Here is a 15,093-nt window from a genome sequence, read left to right as displayed (position 1 = left end):
ACCCCGTCGGCCCTACACCTCCCGCAGCGTCGTCCCGTCCGGGTCCCACTCGACCCGCCCCTCGGCCGCCAGGTCGGCGAGCCACCCCGCCATCGGCCACCACCCCCACGTCCGCCGGAACGTCGAGGCGTTGCGGACGATGTCGGGCACGCGGTCCCGGCGGCCGACCTCCTCGTGGTGCTGGTGGTACGCCCACGCGCCGCCCACCCAGTGCAGCGGCGCGCCGCTCGCGCGCAGCCGCATCGCGAGGTCGGTGTCCTCGGCGCCGTAGCCGGTGTAGCGCTCGTCGAAGCCGCCGACCCGGCGCAGCAGCGCCGCCGGGGCGGCCATGGACACCGTCCACAGCAGCTCCCACCGCTGCTCGGGGAGCAGCTCGCCGTCGGCGGGGACGGGGCGGGCCGGGTGCGGCCGGCCCGCCCCAGCGAGCGTGCCGAGGTCCGCGTGCGTCGCGGGCACACCCGCGGGCAGGTACGACACCGGTCCGGCCACGGCCCCGCCGGTGCGCTCCGCGGCGTCGCCGTAGCGGCGCAGCGTCTGCGGGCCGGGGACGGCGTCCACGTCGAGCAGCACGACGGTCTCCCCCGACGCGGCGGCGATGCCGGCGTTGCGGGCCGCCGCCAGCGGCAGCGGCGAACCGTCCGGCACGTCGAGCTCGACGAGCACGGGCCGTGGCCCCTCGGTGAGGACCGCGGACGGGTCGGGCCCGCCCATGCGGACGACCACCCACTCCGGGTGCGGCTCGTCCTGCTCCGCGAGGCCCCAGCCCTGCCGGCGCAGGTGCTCCAGCCGGCCCCGCACGATCGTCACGACGCTGACCCGGGGGCTCACGACCGTCCTCCCCGCGTACCGCCGGGCTGCGTCCCGGGCACACGTCGGGCGGGGGCGGGCGGGGGGCGTCCGGGCACGCGCCGATGACAGCACAGCCGTCGACGCCCGGCGCGCCGGTGGGCCCGGCGGCGTCCGGCGGTCGAGTGGTGGGGGCGCAGCCCCGCCGTGATACTGCGACAGCCATCTCACGTGGCTCACGGACCGGCGGTGTCGCCGTACGTCGACGTCGCCCCCACGGGGGCCAGCAAGGGATGGAGCACGGATGGCGCGAGCCGCAGCAGACCTCGTGGCGACCGATCTGTCCCGTCTGCCCCGTCGGTACCGGGGCCGCACCCGCACCCGTCCGGTGCCCCCCGCGCCCGACCCCGCGCTGCGCCCGCTGCGGATCGGCCTCGTCGCGGGGCTGCGGTTCCCCGTCGCCCAGCCGTTCGCGGGCGGCCTGGAGGCGCACACCTGGTCGCTCGCCCGCTCGCTGACGGCGGCCGGGCACGAGGTCGTCATGTACGCCCACGGCGACAGCGACCGCTCGGTGGCCACGGTCGTCCCCGTCTTCGCCCCGCCGCCGGTGTCGGCGGCCGCCCGGGCCGACATCGCCGCCCCGCCGGAGCACTTCCTGTGGGAGCACCGGTGCATGCAGCAGACCATGTCCCGGCTGCTGCGCGACGTGGACCGGCTCGACCTCGTCCACAACAACAGCCTCCACTACCTGCCGCTCGCCATGGCGCCGCTGCTCGGCACGCGCATGGTCACGACGCTGCACACGCCACCGAACGCGTGGCAGGAGGCCGGCGCGCTCGACGGGGCCCTCGCGAGCCGCTTCCTCGCGGTCTCCCGGGACGTCGCCGAGCGCTGGTCCCACGTGCTCGGCGAGGTCGAGGTCGTCGGCAACGGCGTCGACCCGCTGCTGTGGCCGGCCGGCCCCGGCGGACGCGACCTCGTGTGGTCGGGGCGGATCGTGCCGGAGAAGGCGCCCCACCTCGCGGTGCGCGCGGCCCGGCTGCTCGACCGCGACGTCGTCCTGGCGGGCCCGGTGCACGACCAGCGCTACTTCGCCGAGGAGGTCGAGCCGCTGCTGTCCGACCGCGTCCGCTACGCCGGGCACCTCGGCGTCGACGCGCTCGCCCGGCTCGTCGGGAGCTCGGCCTGCGCGCTCGTGACGCCGTGCTGGGACGAGCCGTTCGGCCTCGTCGCGGCCGAGGCGATGCTGTGCGGCACGCCCGTGGCCGCCTTCGACCGCGGCGGCCTGCGCGACGTCGTGGGCAGCCGCGGCGGCGTGCTCGCCGCACCGGACGACGTGGCGGACCTCGCCCGGGCGGCGGACCGCGCGCTGGCGATGGACCGCCGTCGGGTCCGGTCCCACGCGCTGGCGACGCTGAGCGTGACGGCGATGGCCGAGCGGTACGTGCAGGTGTACCGGGCGGCCGCATGATCGGTTGGTACGTCCACGACCACGGCTCCGGCCACCGGCGGCGGCTCGAGGCCGTCGCGCCGCACCTGGGGGAACCGGTCACCGGCATGGGCAGCGGCGAGCCGGCGAACGGTGTGGAGTGGCTGGCCCTGCCGCGGGACACGGGCTCGGCCCGCACCGACGACCCGACCGCCGGCGGCGCGCTGCACTGGGCGCCACGGGGCGAGAGCGGGATGCTCGGTCGGGCCGAGGCGGTCGCGGCGTGGGCGCGTCGCACCGGGTGCCGGCTGCTCGTCGTCGACGTGTCGGTGGAGATGCTGCTGCTCGGCCGGCTGCTCGGCCTGCCGACCGTCGCGGTGCTCCAGCCCGGCGTGCGGGACGACCCCGCGCACCACCTCGGCTACGCCACCGCGGCCGCCCTGCTCGCGCCGTGGCCGCGCACCGCGCACGGCGGGGACGAGCCCGGGTGGGCGGGCAGGACCCGGTGGACCGGCGCCTTCTCCCGCTTCGACGGACGGCCACCCGCGGTACCCGACCGCGGCTGCCCGCCCGGCCGCTGCGCGGTCCTCGCGGTCGGGACGGGCGGGCACGGGGTGCGCGGGGCCGACGTCCGCGCCGCCGCGCTCACAACGACCGGGTGGCACTGGCACGTGGCGGGCGAGCTGGAGGGCGCGGTCGGGCGGCCCGACGAGGTCGTCGAGCACGGCCACGTCGCCGACGTGTGGCCGCTGCTGAGCGGCGCGGACGTCGTGGTCGGGCCCTGCGGCGGCGGGCTCACCGCCGACGTCGCCGCGGCGGGCGTCCCGTTCCTCGCCCTGCCGCAGCCACGCCCCTTCGACGAGCAGGTCGAGCTCGCGCGGCTGCTGCGCACCGCCGGGGTGGCGGAGACCGCCGACGCGTGGCCCGCGCCGGCGCGGTGGCCCGCGCTCCTCGACCGGCTGGCCGCGGACCGCGACGCCGCGGCGGCCCGCTGGCGCACGTGGTCCGACGGCGCCGGCGCCGTCCGCGCGGCCGCGGTGGTGCGCGAGGTCGCCGCCTCGACCGTGTCGTCCGCCGCCCCGCCGCCCGTGCGGGTCGTGCACGTGCCGGCCGACCACGACTACGTCCGCCACGCGACGACCGTCGAGGGCGCGGCCACCCCGGCGTCCGCGGCCTACCCGGTCACCGCGCCCGTGGTCGACCCGCCCGTGCGGACCTCGCAGCCGGACCTGCCGCCGTTCCGCTGGCGCGACGGCCGGCGCTGGCTGGCCGAGCACGGCGCCGCGGTCGACGTGCTGCACGTGCACTTCGGCTTCGAGTCCGTCGGGGTCGAGGAGCTGTCGGCGGTGCTCGACGCCGCGGACGACGCCGGTGTGCGCGTCGTGTGGACGGTGCACGACCTGCAGAACCCGCACCTGGTCGACCAGGCACCGCACGAGGCGCAGCTCGCGCTGCTCGCCCGGCGCGCCGCGGGGCTGCTCACCCTCACGCCCGGGGCCGCGGACGAGGTCGCGCGGCGCTTCGGGCGCCGCCCCGTCGTGGTCCGGCACCCCCACCTCGCACCGCCCGACGTGCTGGGCCGGGCACGGACGCGCCCGGCCGAGCGGGTCGTCGGCTGCCCGCTCGGCCTGCTGCGCCCCGGCACCGACCCGGCCGTCGTGCGCGCGCTGCTGGGCCCGCAGGTGCGCGAGGCGCTCGCCGACCTCGGACCCGCCACGCTGCGGGTGACGCTGCGGCAGGAGGTGCTCGAGCCCGGCTTCCCCCGGCCCGACGCCGACCTCGTCGCCGTCCTCCGCCGGGCCCACGACGACGGCCTCCTCGACCTGCAGGTCGGTCCCCGGACGCCGGCGGAGCGTCTGTGGCCGGAGCTCGCCGGGCTGTCCGCCCTGGTCCTGCCCTACCGCTGGGGCACCCACAGCGGGTGGGTCGAGGCGTGCCACGACGTCGGCACCCCCGTCGTCGCGCCCGCGCTCGGTCGGTGGGCCGAGCAGCACGAGGTCCACGCCTTCCCCAGCGGGCCGGCCGGGCCGGACCCCGCCGCGCTGGCCGGTGCCCTCAGCGCCGCACTGCGCCGGGACGGCGACCGTGCCCCCGTGCTCGCCGAACGCCTGCACGAGCGCGCGGCGGTCGCCGCCGAGCACGCCCGCCTGCACACCCTCGCCGCCGCCGGCGGGCGCTGGTGACGGCCACCCCGCCGGTCGACGGCCGCACCCGTCACTACGGCGACTTCTACGGCGTGGGCGACGCGACGGCCGGCGACGACCGGCCGGTGCTCGTCGTGCACGGCAACTGCCAGGCCGAGGCGATGCGGGTCGTGCTCGAGACGAGCACGCACACGTTCCGCTGCGTCCGCGTGCCGCCGGTGCACGAGCTCGTCGCCGGCGACGAGCCCCACCTGACGCGCCTGCTGCGGACGTGCGCCGTGCTCGTGTCGCAGCCGGTCCGGGACGGCTACCACGGGCTGCCGCTGGGGACGGCCGAGGTCGCCGCAGCCGCCCCGGCGGCGCGGCTGGTCCTCGTCCCGGTCGTGCGGGACTCCCGGCTGCACCCCTACCAGGCGCTCGTCCGGGTCGACGGCGCGGGCGAGCCCCCCGTCGTGCCGTACCACGACCTGCGCACGCTGGCCCTCGCCGCGCGGACCGCCGCGCCCGCCGGGTCCGCGCGGGGCGGCGCCGGGGCGTCGGAGGCGCCCCGCACCGCCGGGCGGGCGGGTCTGCTCGCCGTGGCCGACCGGAGCCGGGCCGAGCTGCGTCGCCGCGAGGCCGCCCACGGCACCCTCGTCGTGTCCGACCTGCTCGAGGCGGCCGGCGCCGAGGCCTCCCACACCCTCAACCACCCCGGCAACCCTGTGCTCGTCGGGCTCGTGCAGCGCGTCCTCGACGCGCTCGGAGCCGGCGCCACGGCCCGCGACCCCGGGCGCGTGCTCCTGCGCTCGGTCCTCGCGCCGCTGCACCCGGAGGTCCTCGACGCCCTGGGGCTCGACCCCGCCCGGGCGCGGCCCGACTGGCTCGTGAACGGCGAGCCCGTCACCGACCGGGCCGTCCGCGAGGCGCAGCTGGCCTGGTACGCCGAGCACCCCGAGGTCGTGACGGCCGGCCTCGCCCGCCACGCCGACGCGATGCGGGACCTGGGCCTGTGACGGACGGGCTGCGCCACCTCGTCGTCGGGCCGGTCGGGCACGGCGTCGTCCGTTACGCCGAGCTGCTGCTGCGCGGGGCCGGGGTCGCGGACGCGCACGTCCTGCGCGTGCCGCGCCGGGTCGGGTCCAGCGACCTCGACGACCTCGTCCACGGGCTCGACCTCCTCGACGGGCTCGACGCCCCGGCCGGCGCCGGGGTGCACCTGCACGTCACCGACCACCTGCTGGGGGGGTCGCCCGAGGAGGCCGCCGACGTCGTCGAACGGCTCGCGGCGCGGGTGCCGCTGTCGGTGACGCTGCACGACCTCCCGCAGGCCTCCGACGGGACGCCGGCCCTGCGCCGTCGTGCGGCGTACGCCCGTGTGGTCGGGGCCGTCCGGGGTGTCGTGGTGAGCAGCGAGCACGAGGCGGACCTGCTCCGTGCGGCGCTGACCGCGGAGCACGCGCCGGAGCCGGCGGGGCTCCGGGTGGTGCCGCTGGCGGTGCCCGACGCCAACGCCCCCGTTGCCGTCACCCCGGCCGGGCGGCGCGACGGGCCGCGCGAGGTGGCCGTGCTCGGCTGGGTGTACCCGGGCAAGGGGCACGCCGAGGTCCTCGACGCGCTCGCCGGCCTGCCCGACGACGTCGGGCTGCGGGTCCTGGGCGGGGCCTCACCCGGCCACGACGACGTCGTCGCGGAGCTCGTGCGCCGCGGCGGGGCCGCGGGCCGCCGCGTACGCGTCGACGGCTGGGTCGACGACACCGACCTGCCGGGACTGCTCCGCGGCGTCGACGTGCCGGTGTTCGCGCCGCGGCACGTGTCGGCGTCGGCGTCGCTGACCGCGTGGGCCGCCGCCGGCCGCCGGCCGGTCGCGACCCGCAGCCGCTACACCGAGGAGGTCGACGCCCGCGCCCCCGGCTCGCTCCTGCTCGTCGACGACACCCCCGAGGCGCTGGCCGCGGGCATCCGTGCCGTGCTCGCGGACCCGGCCCTCTCCTGGCGCGGCGACGGCCCGGGCGTGGGGCCGACGCCGGCCGAGGCGGCCCGCCTCACCTTCGCGCCCTGGCCCGCGGGCGCCCCGGGTGACGACCTGGCGGCGCCGCGGGTGTCGGTCGTCGTCGCGCACTACGACGCCCCCGACCTGCTCCGGCTCGTGCTCGAGGGCCTCGCGGCGCAGACGCTGCCGCCCGCCGGCTTCGAGGTCGTCGTCGCCGACGACGGCTCCCAGGAGCCGCCCGCGCTGCCCGCGCAGCCGTACCGGCTGCGCCTGGTCCGCCAGGACGACGACGGCTTCCGCCTTGCGGCGGCGCGCAACCTGGGCGTGGCCGCCTGCACCGGTGAGGTGCTGTGCTTCCTCGACGGCGACACCGTCCCGGAGCCGGGCTACCTCGAGGCCGTCCTCGCCGCGTGCGACGACGCGGCGGCCGCGGACCCGGACGGCACCGGTGAGGTGCTCGTCGTGGGGCGCCGCCGTCACGCCGACCTCGCCGGGCTCGGCCCGGCCGCGCTGCGTGCGTGGTTCTCCGGTGACGGTCCCGCGCCGTCCGAGCTGCCCGAGCCCGGCTGGCTGCGGGACGGCTACGGCTGGACCGACGACCTGCGCCGCGCCGACGACGAGTCCTACCGCTTCGTCATCGGCGGCGTCATGAGCATGCACCGGAGCCTGTTCGACCGGGTCGGCGGCTTCGAGGAGTCGTTCCGCGCGTACGGCGGCGAGGACTGGGAGATGGCGAACCGCTGCTGGCTCGCCGGAGCCGGGCTCCGCCACGCGCGCGCGGCCGTCGCGTGGCACGACGGGGTCGACTTCGCGGGCCGCGACGTCGACCGCCGTGCGGTCCAGAACCAGCAGGCCCTCACCCTCGCGGCCCTGCTGCCGTCGCGAGCGACCCGCCCGCCGGGCCCGGTGTGGGAGCACCCGCTCGTGGTCGCGGAGGTCGACGACCGGGGCTGGACCGCGGAGCAGGTGCTGCTGGTCGTCGCCCCGCTGCTCGCGGCGGGCGACGTCGGGGTGTGGCTCGCGTCCGCGGCACACGCCGACGCGCTCGCCGGCGACCCACGGGTCCGCACCGGGCCCGTGCCGGAGGCGTCGCTGCGCCGGTGCCGGGCCCGGGTCCGGGTCGACCGGCCCGTCGAGCCGTGCGTGCCGCTCGACGCGCTCGTCGGCCGTGCACCGCTCGACGCGCCCGGCCTGCGGGTGCGCCACGCCCGGGACCTCGCCCGCCGCGGCTGGGCGCCGCACGCGCTGACGGGCGACGTCGCGCTCGACATCACCGCGACGCAGCCGGTCGGCGCCGAGCTGTCGCTCGGCGGCGAGCTGCGGGCCCGTGCCGAGCGGGCCGAGCGGGCCGAGCGGGCCGAGCGGGCCGAGCGGGCCGAGCGGGCCGAGCGGGCCGAGCCGGCCGAGCCGGCCGAGCGGGCCGCCGCAGCAGGCTGACGCCTGTCGTCAGGGGGTGGCCTCCGGCGAGCGGTCCCCGCGCGCGGTGTCCCGCTGCTCGTCGCGTGAGCGGGTCTCGGCGACGGACCGGCGCCCGGCGACGGCGCTCGCCGGGTAGCCCGTCACAGCCGTGAGGAAGGCCGAGCGGCGGAGCGCCGCCAGCCGCAGCGGACCGTCGGCACCCGCGCGGACCGTCGCCGTCCGCGGCACGTCGGCGAGCAGGGCGACGTCGCCGAAGCCCGCGCCGCGCTCGAGGACGTTGACGAGGCGGCCGTCGCGCACGACCTCGGCCCGGCCGGACACGACGACGAAGTACTCCTCGCCCGCCTCGCCCTGCGCCACGACCGTCGCACCGGGCGCGTGGGTCGTGTGCTCGAGGTCCGCCGCGAGCTGCTCGACGGTCGTGGCGGGCAGCGCCTGCAGCATGGGCACCGCGCGCAGCACCTCGATGTCGGCGTCGCGCACCCGCAGCTCGTTGTCGAGGCGGCGCAGCGCCCCGTGGCGCAGCACGACGGCGACCGGCGCGAGCAGCCCGACCGCGACGAGCGACCCCCGCGCCCCGAGGGTGTCCACCGCGAGCGGCGCCAGGAGACCACCCGCGGCCACGCCGAGCATGAGTGCGGCCTCGAAGGCGGCGAACATGCGCGCGAGCACCCTCTCGTCGGTGCGGCGGGCGAGGATCGTGAAGCCCGCGACGTCGACGAGGGCGTTGCCGACCCCGACGAGCGCGAGCGCGAGGAGCGCCACGACCTGCACCGGGACGGCCCCCACCAGGACGAGCGGCAGCCCGAAGAGGGCGACCCCGGCGCCGAACCAGGACGCGAGCCGGCCCCGCCCGACCAGCGCGAGCGCGCCGAGCGAACCGAGGACCCCGCCGGCCCCGACCGCGGCGTTGAGGACGCCGACGCCGGGTTCGCCGGTGTCGAGCAGCTCGAGCGCGACGACGACGGTGAGCACCGTGAGCGCGCCGCGCGTGAGCGTCTGCGCGACACCGAGCGACGTCACGAGCGCGAGGTCGCGGTTGCCGGCGATGGTCGCGAGGCCCTGGACGAGCGTGCGCGTGACCGGGGCGCGGACCGCGGCGGCGCGCGGCGGCGCGTCGTAGGGCAGCGCCAGCACGGCGAGGCCCGACAGCAGCGACAGCACCGCTCCCACCGCGAACACGGTCGCGGCGCTGCTGGTGGCGAGCAGCGCCCCCGCGACGAGCGGCCCGCCGAGCGCCGACACGGAGTCGAGCATCCCGCGGACCGCGTTCGCGCCCGTGAGGTCGCGCGGCGAGCGTGCGAGGGCCGGCAGCAGGGCCGAGTGCGCCGGGCGGTACAGGGCGAGCGCGACGGTCGCCACGGCCGCGCAGCCGTACGTGACGGCCATCGGGCCGCCGACGGCGGCGACCACGGCCGTGCCGCCGAGCGCGGCGGAGCGGACGAGCCCGATGGTGACGAGGACGACCTCGCGGCGGACCCGGTCCGCCGTCGCGGCGAGGAACGGCGTGAACGCGGCAGCCGTCACCATCCGCACCGCCGTCACCACCCCGACGGCCGCGAGGCCGCCGTCGCGGAAGGCGACGACCGCGAGCGCCACCATGAATGCGCTCTCGCCCGTCCACATGAGGCCGAACGACGCCTGCGCGCGGCGTAGCGGCCCGCGCCCGGGCCCGGGGTCGGCGGGCGCGGCACCGCCGCCGCCGGACGAGTCGGAGCGGGTCGTGCGACCGCTGGCCACGAGGCCGAGCGTCCCCCACGCGCGACCGGCGTGACCAGACCCCGGTTGTGTCATCCAGACGACATACGGGCGAGGTGCCGCGCCGTTATGTTGCGCGCCATGTGGGCGCGATGAAGGTCGACCTCCTGGGGGTCCGCGGCTCCACCGCCGCGCCGGGACGCGAGTTCGTGCGGTACGGGGGGCACACGTCGTGCGTCGCCGTCACCGCCGGGGGCGCCGACGTCCCGACCCTCGTGCTGGACGCCGGGACCGGGCTCCGCACCCTGACGGAGCGGCTGGCCGGACGTCCGTTCACGGGCTCGATACTGCTGAGCCACCTGCACTGGGACCACGTGCAGGGCCTGCCCTTCTTCGCCGCAGGCGACCGCGACGACTCGCGCGCCGACCTCCTCGTGCCGGCGCAGCACGACCTGACGGGCCGCGACCTGCTCGCCCAGACCCTGTCGCCGCCGGCGTTCCCCATCACCCCGGAGGGCCTGCGCGGCCGCTGGCGCTTCCACGCGTGGGACGGCACCGCCCGCGACGTCGAGGGCTTCCGCGTCCGCGCGGTCGACGTGCGGCACAAGGGCGGTCGCACCCTGGCCCACCGGGTCGAGCGCGACGGCGTCTCGCTCGCCTACCTGCCCGACCACGCGCCCGCGGCAGGGGTCTCCGACGCGCTGCTCGAGCTGCTCGACGGGGTCGACCTGCTCGTGCACGGCGCCCAGTTCCTCGACCACGAGCGCCCGCGCGCGGTCGACTACGGCCACTGCACGGTGCAGGAGGCCGTCGACCTCGCCGTCGCCTGCCGCGTCCGCTCCCTCGTGCTGTTCCACCACTCGCCGGCCCGCACCGACGAGGCGCTCGACGAGATCGCCGGCTGGGCGCCGGACCTCGCCCCCGCCCTGCCGACGTCGGTGGGTCGGGAGGGCGACCGGATCGTGCTCCGCCGCACCGCCACGGACGGGGAGGAGGTCGAGGACCCCGGGACCCGCGCGAACGGCGGCCCGCACCACGTCACCACGCGCTGAGGGCGCGACCACAGGAAGAACCCGCACATGCCGACGTCTCTGCCGCACCGCTCCCACGCCACCACCGCCACCCCGCCGACCCGCCGGACCCGGTCGCTGCTCGCGCTGCTCGGCGCGCTCCTGCTGGCCGTCACCCTCCCCGCGAGCGGCGCGCTGGCCGCTCCCCGGTCCGCAGGACCGGTCGCCGACACCGTCACCGTCTCGGTCACGGGCCTCGACCTGCCCGCCGCGTCGGGCACGCCCGACGTGCTGCTGCTCGCCGGGGCGCCCTTCTCCCTGACGGTGACGCTGCGCGCCGGGACGGTCCCCGCGGCGTACAGCACGAGGTCGGACACCGACGTGCGGGTGGCGACGGCCGACGGCGGCACGCTCACGACCGTCACCGTCCCGGCCGGCGCGAGCTCCGCCACTGCGACCGGCCTGCGGCTGCCCGCCGCGAACGGCGTGGTGCTCACCGCGGCCGCCCTCGGTCGCAAGCCGTCCGCCGACCTGCACCCCGGCACGGCCGGACCCTTCGACGTCGTGCTGAGCGCGGACACCGTGCGCGTGCCCGCGGGTCAGCGCGACGGCAGCCTGTTCGTCAGCCGCACCGGCGCCACCGAGCCGTGCGTCACCTCCGCCGCACCCGGGGAGCAGACGTGCGTCGACGCGGTGCTGCCGAACGGCGTCGACAGCGACGTGTTCTTCTCCACCGGCCTGTGCACGGGAGACATCGGCTGCCGGGCCGAGGACGGCGTCGTGCTGCAGGTGCTCGCCGACCTCGGCACGCGCTACTCGGCCACCTCCCCCGCGACGCTCGTGGTGCGCTGCGACAAGAGCCGCTGCGGCAACGGGTCGATCCAGAGCAACGGGCTGCAGGTGAACCTCGACCCGACCGGCGACCTCACGCCCTCACCGGCGTGCGGGGCCAAGGGCGTCATGACCGGACCGGACGGGCACTGCATCGACTACGTGCAGAGCCGGCGCGACGGCTCCGGCACGACGTACCTGTACCTGCTCATCACGCGCGACGCGCGCATGAGCCACTAGGCCGAGGGCTGCCGCCGCCCCGACGACGCGAGCTCCGCCTCCGCGTCGTCGAGGGCGGCGAGCTCCTGCGTGAGCCCGAGCCCCGTCAGCCGCGCCCGGGCGTCGGCCAGGTGGGCTCTCGCCTCCTCCGCGCGCCCGAGCCGCACGTACAGCTGGCCGGTCTCGCGCAGCACGAGGGCGACGAGCTCCTCGTCGCCCACGGCACGAGCCGCCGCGAGCGCGTCGCGCAGCAGCGGCCCGGCCTCGTCGTGGCGGCCGAGCCGCAGCATCGCGTCGCCCGCGTTGTACGTGGCGTTGGCCTCGTCGGCCTCGTCGCCCAGACGCCGGAACACCTCTCTGGCCCGACCGAAGAGCTCCGCCGACTCCGCGAGCCGGCCCGCGTCCAACGCCTCCACGCCGAGGTTGTTGACGCAGTGCCCCTGCCCCGCGAGGTCGCCGAGCTCCTCGTAGGCGAGCAGGGCGAGCCGCCCGTACGGCACGTCCTCCTCGACGCCCGCGTAGTAGTGCGCGGTGTGCAGCGTGTTGTACGCCAGCGCGAGGGTGGGCTTGTCGCCGGACTCCTCCGCCTCGCGCGCGCCGACCGTCGCCCAGCCCAGCGCGTCGTCGTAGCGGCCCTGGCTCCACCGGCCCAGGGCGTACCTCGTCGCGAGGTCCGACCGCGTCGCGGCGGCCTCCGGTCCCTCGACGCCCTCGAGCGAGGCGAGGGCGCGGCGGACCAGGCGCAGGGACTGCGTGACGCGGCCGAGGCGCTGGGCCGTACGGGCCTGCTTGGACAGCAGCCGGGCGGCGGCGACCGGGTCGTCGGCCACCCGCCGACGCGCCGAGCGGTACGCCTCGAGCGCCGGTCCGGAGCGGCCGGCGAGGTGCGACACGTCGCCCAGCGCCTCGAGCACGCCCGCGACCTCCTCCGGCACGACCTCGCCCGCGGAGCGCCGGGCCGCCTCGACCGCACGGCCCAGCAGCTCGATCGCCTCGCCGTTGGCGTACTGCTCGCGCGCGAGCTCACCCGCCGCGCGCGAGAACTGCCACGCCCGGTCGAAGCGACCGGCGTGGAAGTAGTGCAGCGAGAGCAGCACGCTCACCTGCTCCGGGTCCTCGGCGGCCGCCTCCAGCGCCTCCCCGACGTGCAGGTGCAGCAGTCGGCGTAGCCGGTACGGCAGGCCCTCGTAGGCGACCTCGCGCATGAGGGCGTGCCGGAAGCGGACCTGCCGTTCCCCGTACGGCACGAGGAACTCCGCCAGCGCCGGCAGGTGCTCGGCGAGCCGGACGTCGCTGCGGTGCGCCGCGAGGAGCCGGTCGAGCACGTCGAGGTCGGCGGTGACGCCGAGCACCGCGGCGTAGCGGAGCACGAGCCGGTCCAGCGGCGCGAGCCGGTCGACCTGGCTCGTCACGAGGTCCTGCACCGACTCGGGCAGGTCGGCGACGCCGCCGGGCTTCGCCGGCGTCGTCGCGAGGAGCTCCTCGAGGAACAGCGGGTTGCCGCCGCTGCGGGTCATGAGCGCGACGACCTCCTGCCGCGTGAGCGGCGTCGGCGCGGCCGCACGGGCCAGCGCGAACGACTCCGCCGGCGTCAGCGGCCCCGGCTCCACCACGAGCACGTCCGGCCCGGGCTCGAGGGCGACCGGGCCCGGCCCGTCCCGCCGGGTGAGCAGCAGCAGCCACGGTGCCTGCGGTGCGGCGGCGACGAGCCGGGCGAGCAGGTCGGCCGAGGCGGGGTCGAGGAGGTGGGCGTCCTCGAGCAGCAGCACGAGCGGCCCGGTGACGGCGCGCAGCAGGAGCTGCTCGACGGTCTCCTCCAGCCGGGCCCGGCGGTGCCGCGGGTCGAGCTCCTCGCTCTCGCGGCTGGCCGGCACCTCGACGTCCAGCGGCAGCGCGAGCAGCGGCTGCCACGGCAGCAGCTCCGGCGCGGAGCGGGCGAGGACCTCGTGCAGCCGCCGGGCGGTCGGCTCGGGGTCGGCGCCCGGCTCGAGGCCGAGCGCCTCGCGCAGCAGCGCCCGGAACGGGAAGTACGGCGTGCTCGAGCGGTAGTCGCCGCCCCGGCCGCGCACGACCGTCACGCCGGACGCCTCGCGCAGCAGCTCCGCCACGAGCCGGCTCTTGCCGATCCCCGCCTCGCCGACCACGTCGACCGTCAGCCCCCGCCCGTCGGCCGCCCGCGCGAGGGCACCACGGAGCGCGCCGAGCTCGGCCTCGCGGCCGACGAAGGGCGTGCCGGCGCGGAGGCCGCCCTCGGTGCGCAGCGCCGGGCCGAGCCGGGACGCGCGGACGGGCAGGCTCTTGCCCTTGACGAGGAACGGCGGGAGCGGGTCCGTCTCGAAGCGGGTGCGCGAGCGCTCGAGGGTCGCCTCGGTGACGAGGACCTCCCCGTGGCCGGCGCGTCCCATGACGCGGGCGGCGAGGTTCACCGCGTCGCCCTTGATGGAGTACGTGCGCCGGAACGCCGGCCCGAAGCCGCCGGTGAACACGTGCCCCCGGTTGACGCCGATGCGCAGCGGCAGCACCCCGGCGCCGTCCATCACCGCCCGGACGGCGAGCAGCATCCGCTCCTCGTCGTGCCCGCTGCTGCGCGGTGCGCCGGAGACGAGCATGACCTTGCCGCCGTCGCGGGCGATGTCGGTCTCGAGGAAGGTGACGTCGTGCTCGGCGCAGGCACGTTGCACGACCCGGACGCACTGGTCGAGGGCGTCGGCGACGGCCGAGGCGCCCCGGTCGCGCGAGAGGTCGTCGGTGCCGGTGAGGCCGACGAACGCGACCGCGACGGAGCGGTGCTCCGCCTCGCCCTGCTCCGACAGCAGGTGGTCCCGCAGGCTCGTGGGCAGGAACTGCTCGAGCGAGCCGGGCTCGAGGCGCGTGGGCCGCGGCGCGACCGCGGTGGCGCGGTCGTCGGGACGGGCCCGGAGCAGGCGGCTGCCCGGCTCCGGTCCGGGGCGGTGCGCGCGGGCGGGCAGGAGCGCCGCGGTGTCGTCGCTCAGCGCCACCTGGCCGGCGTCGGCGAGCGCCTCCAACCGGGCCGCCTCGCTCGCGGCGGGTCCCACGACGAGCAGCTCGCGGTGCAGCGCGGGGTCGCCGACGAGGTAGAAGTCGAACGGCCCGCTGTGCACGCCGACGGACATGCGCAACCTGAGGGTGCCGCCGGTGGCGACGGGAGGGCGGACCGTGCGCAGCGTCGTGCGCATGTCGACGGCCGCGCGGCACGCGCGGGCCGCGTGCTCGGGGCCGGTGAACAGCAGCAGGACGGCGTCGCCGCCCCACTTGACGAGGTCGCCGGCCTGGTCGCGGGCGGCGGCGAGCAGCGCGGAGAAGGTGGCGTCGAGCAGGTCGCTCATCTCCTCCGCCCCGACGTGCCCGCGGCGCGCGAGCCGTTCGGTCAGCCGGGTGAAGCCGGAGATGTCGACGAAGGCGAGGGTCCCGTCGAGGCGCATGTGCCGCTCGTCGCCGTGGGTCGGCGACCACGACAGCAGCAGGTCCGGGACGTAGGCCCGGAGCCCGTCAGCGAGCACGGCGCCGGACCGCGGCACGACCGCGCCTCAGGCGACCGGGGGCCATGAGCAGACCCTAGGCGGC

9 protein-coding genes are annotated in these 15,093 nt (G+C 78.0%); 6 read left to right on the top strand and 3 right to left on the bottom strand.

Going from position 1 to position 15,093, the window contains the following annotated elements:
• Positions 1 to 12 precede the first annotated feature (12 nt).
• A complete protein-coding gene (locus tag WAA21_RS06430; protein WP_336921950.1) occupies positions 13 to 828 on the bottom strand; it encodes a glycosyltransferase family 2 protein in 816 nt (271 codons plus the stop codon).
• Positions 829 to 1,174: 346 nt separating this feature from the next.
• On the opposite strand from WAA21_RS06430, the gene WAA21_RS06425 reads away from it, so the two are divergent.
• Genes WAA21_RS06425 through WAA21_RS06410 form a run of 4 tightly spaced genes read left to right on the top strand, consistent with a single transcriptional unit; the run spans position 1,175 to position 7,768 of the window.
• Positions 1,175 to 2,257: a glycosyltransferase gene (locus WAA21_RS06425; RefSeq protein WP_336921949.1), complete on the top strand. Its 1,083-nt coding sequence runs from the start codon at positions 1,175 to 1,177 to the stop codon at positions 2,255 to 2,257.
• Positions 2,254 to 4,398, top strand: a complete 2,145-nt coding sequence (locus tag WAA21_RS06420; RefSeq protein WP_336921948.1) for a hypothetical protein — start codon at positions 2,254 to 2,256, stop codon at positions 4,396 to 4,398. The genes WAA21_RS06425 and WAA21_RS06420 overlap by 4 nt, the downstream gene beginning before the upstream one ends.
• Positions 4,395 to 5,354, top strand: coding sequence for a WcbI family polysaccharide biosynthesis putative acetyltransferase (locus WAA21_RS06415; RefSeq protein ID WP_336921947.1), 960 nt, complete (start codon positions 4,395 to 4,397; stop codon positions 5,352 to 5,354). The genes WAA21_RS06420 and WAA21_RS06415 overlap by 4 nt, the downstream gene beginning before the upstream one ends.
• Positions 5,351 to 7,768 (top strand): glycosyltransferase, encoded by a 2,418-nt coding sequence (locus tag WAA21_RS06410; RefSeq protein ID WP_336921946.1) that lies wholly within the window; start codon positions 5,351 to 5,353, stop codon positions 7,766 to 7,768. Before WAA21_RS06415 ends, WAA21_RS06410 begins: the two co-directional genes overlap by 4 nt.
• Positions 7,769 to 7,777: 9 nt before the next feature.
• Here WAA21_RS06410 and WAA21_RS06405 read toward each other — a convergent pair whose 3' ends face one another.
• Entirely contained in the window at positions 7,778 to 9,490 is a 1,713-nt protein-coding gene (locus WAA21_RS06405) for an MFS transporter (RefSeq protein ID WP_336921945.1), read from the bottom strand.
• 110 nt (positions 9,491 to 9,600) lie between these two features.
• Here WAA21_RS06405 and WAA21_RS06400 point away from each other — a divergent pair, with 110 nt between their 5' ends.
• Together WAA21_RS06400 and WAA21_RS06395 are read left to right on the top strand one after the other, a co-directional pair.
• On the top strand, positions 9,601 to 10,500 hold the full coding sequence (locus WAA21_RS06400; protein ID WP_336921944.1) for an MBL fold metallo-hydrolase: 900 nt from the start codon (positions 9,601 to 9,603) through the stop codon (positions 10,498 to 10,500).
• 27 nt (positions 10,501 to 10,527) lie between these two features.
• Complete coding sequence (locus WAA21_RS06395; RefSeq protein ID WP_336921943.1) at positions 10,528 to 11,529, top strand: hypothetical protein; 1,002 nt, start codon at positions 10,528 to 10,530, stop codon at positions 11,527 to 11,529.
• Here WAA21_RS06395 and WAA21_RS06390 read toward each other — a convergent pair.
• On the bottom strand, positions 11,526 to 15,047 hold the full coding sequence (locus WAA21_RS06390; RefSeq protein WP_336921942.1) for an adenylate/guanylate cyclase domain-containing protein: 3,522 nt from the start codon (positions 15,045 to 15,047) through the stop codon (positions 11,526 to 11,528). The genes WAA21_RS06395 and WAA21_RS06390 overlap by 4 nt on opposite strands.
• Positions 15,048 to 15,093: the final 46 nt, after the last annotated feature.

The sequence above is a fragment of the Aquipuribacter sp. SD81 genome (genome assembly GCF_037153975.1).
Lineage (GTDB): Bacteria > Actinomycetota > Actinomycetes > Actinomycetales > JBBAYJ01 > Aquipuribacter.
The sequence above is the reverse complement of the archived record's forward strand: the minus strand, read 5'-3'. Positions and strand labels throughout refer to the sequence as shown.

Excerpts from the sequence above, each read along its gene's own strand:
- WAA21_RS06395 (WP_336921943.1), top strand. The coding sequence starts at position 10,528 with ATGCCGACGTCTCTGCCGCACCGCTCCCACGCCACCACCGCCACCCCG.
- WAA21_RS06420 (WP_336921948.1), top strand. The coding sequence starts at position 2,254 with ATGATCGGTTGGTACGTCCACGACCACGGCTCCGGCCACCGGCGGCGG.
- WAA21_RS06400 (WP_336921944.1), top strand. The coding sequence starts at position 9,601 with ATGAAGGTCGACCTCCTGGGGGTCCGCGGCTCCACCGCCGCGCCGGGA.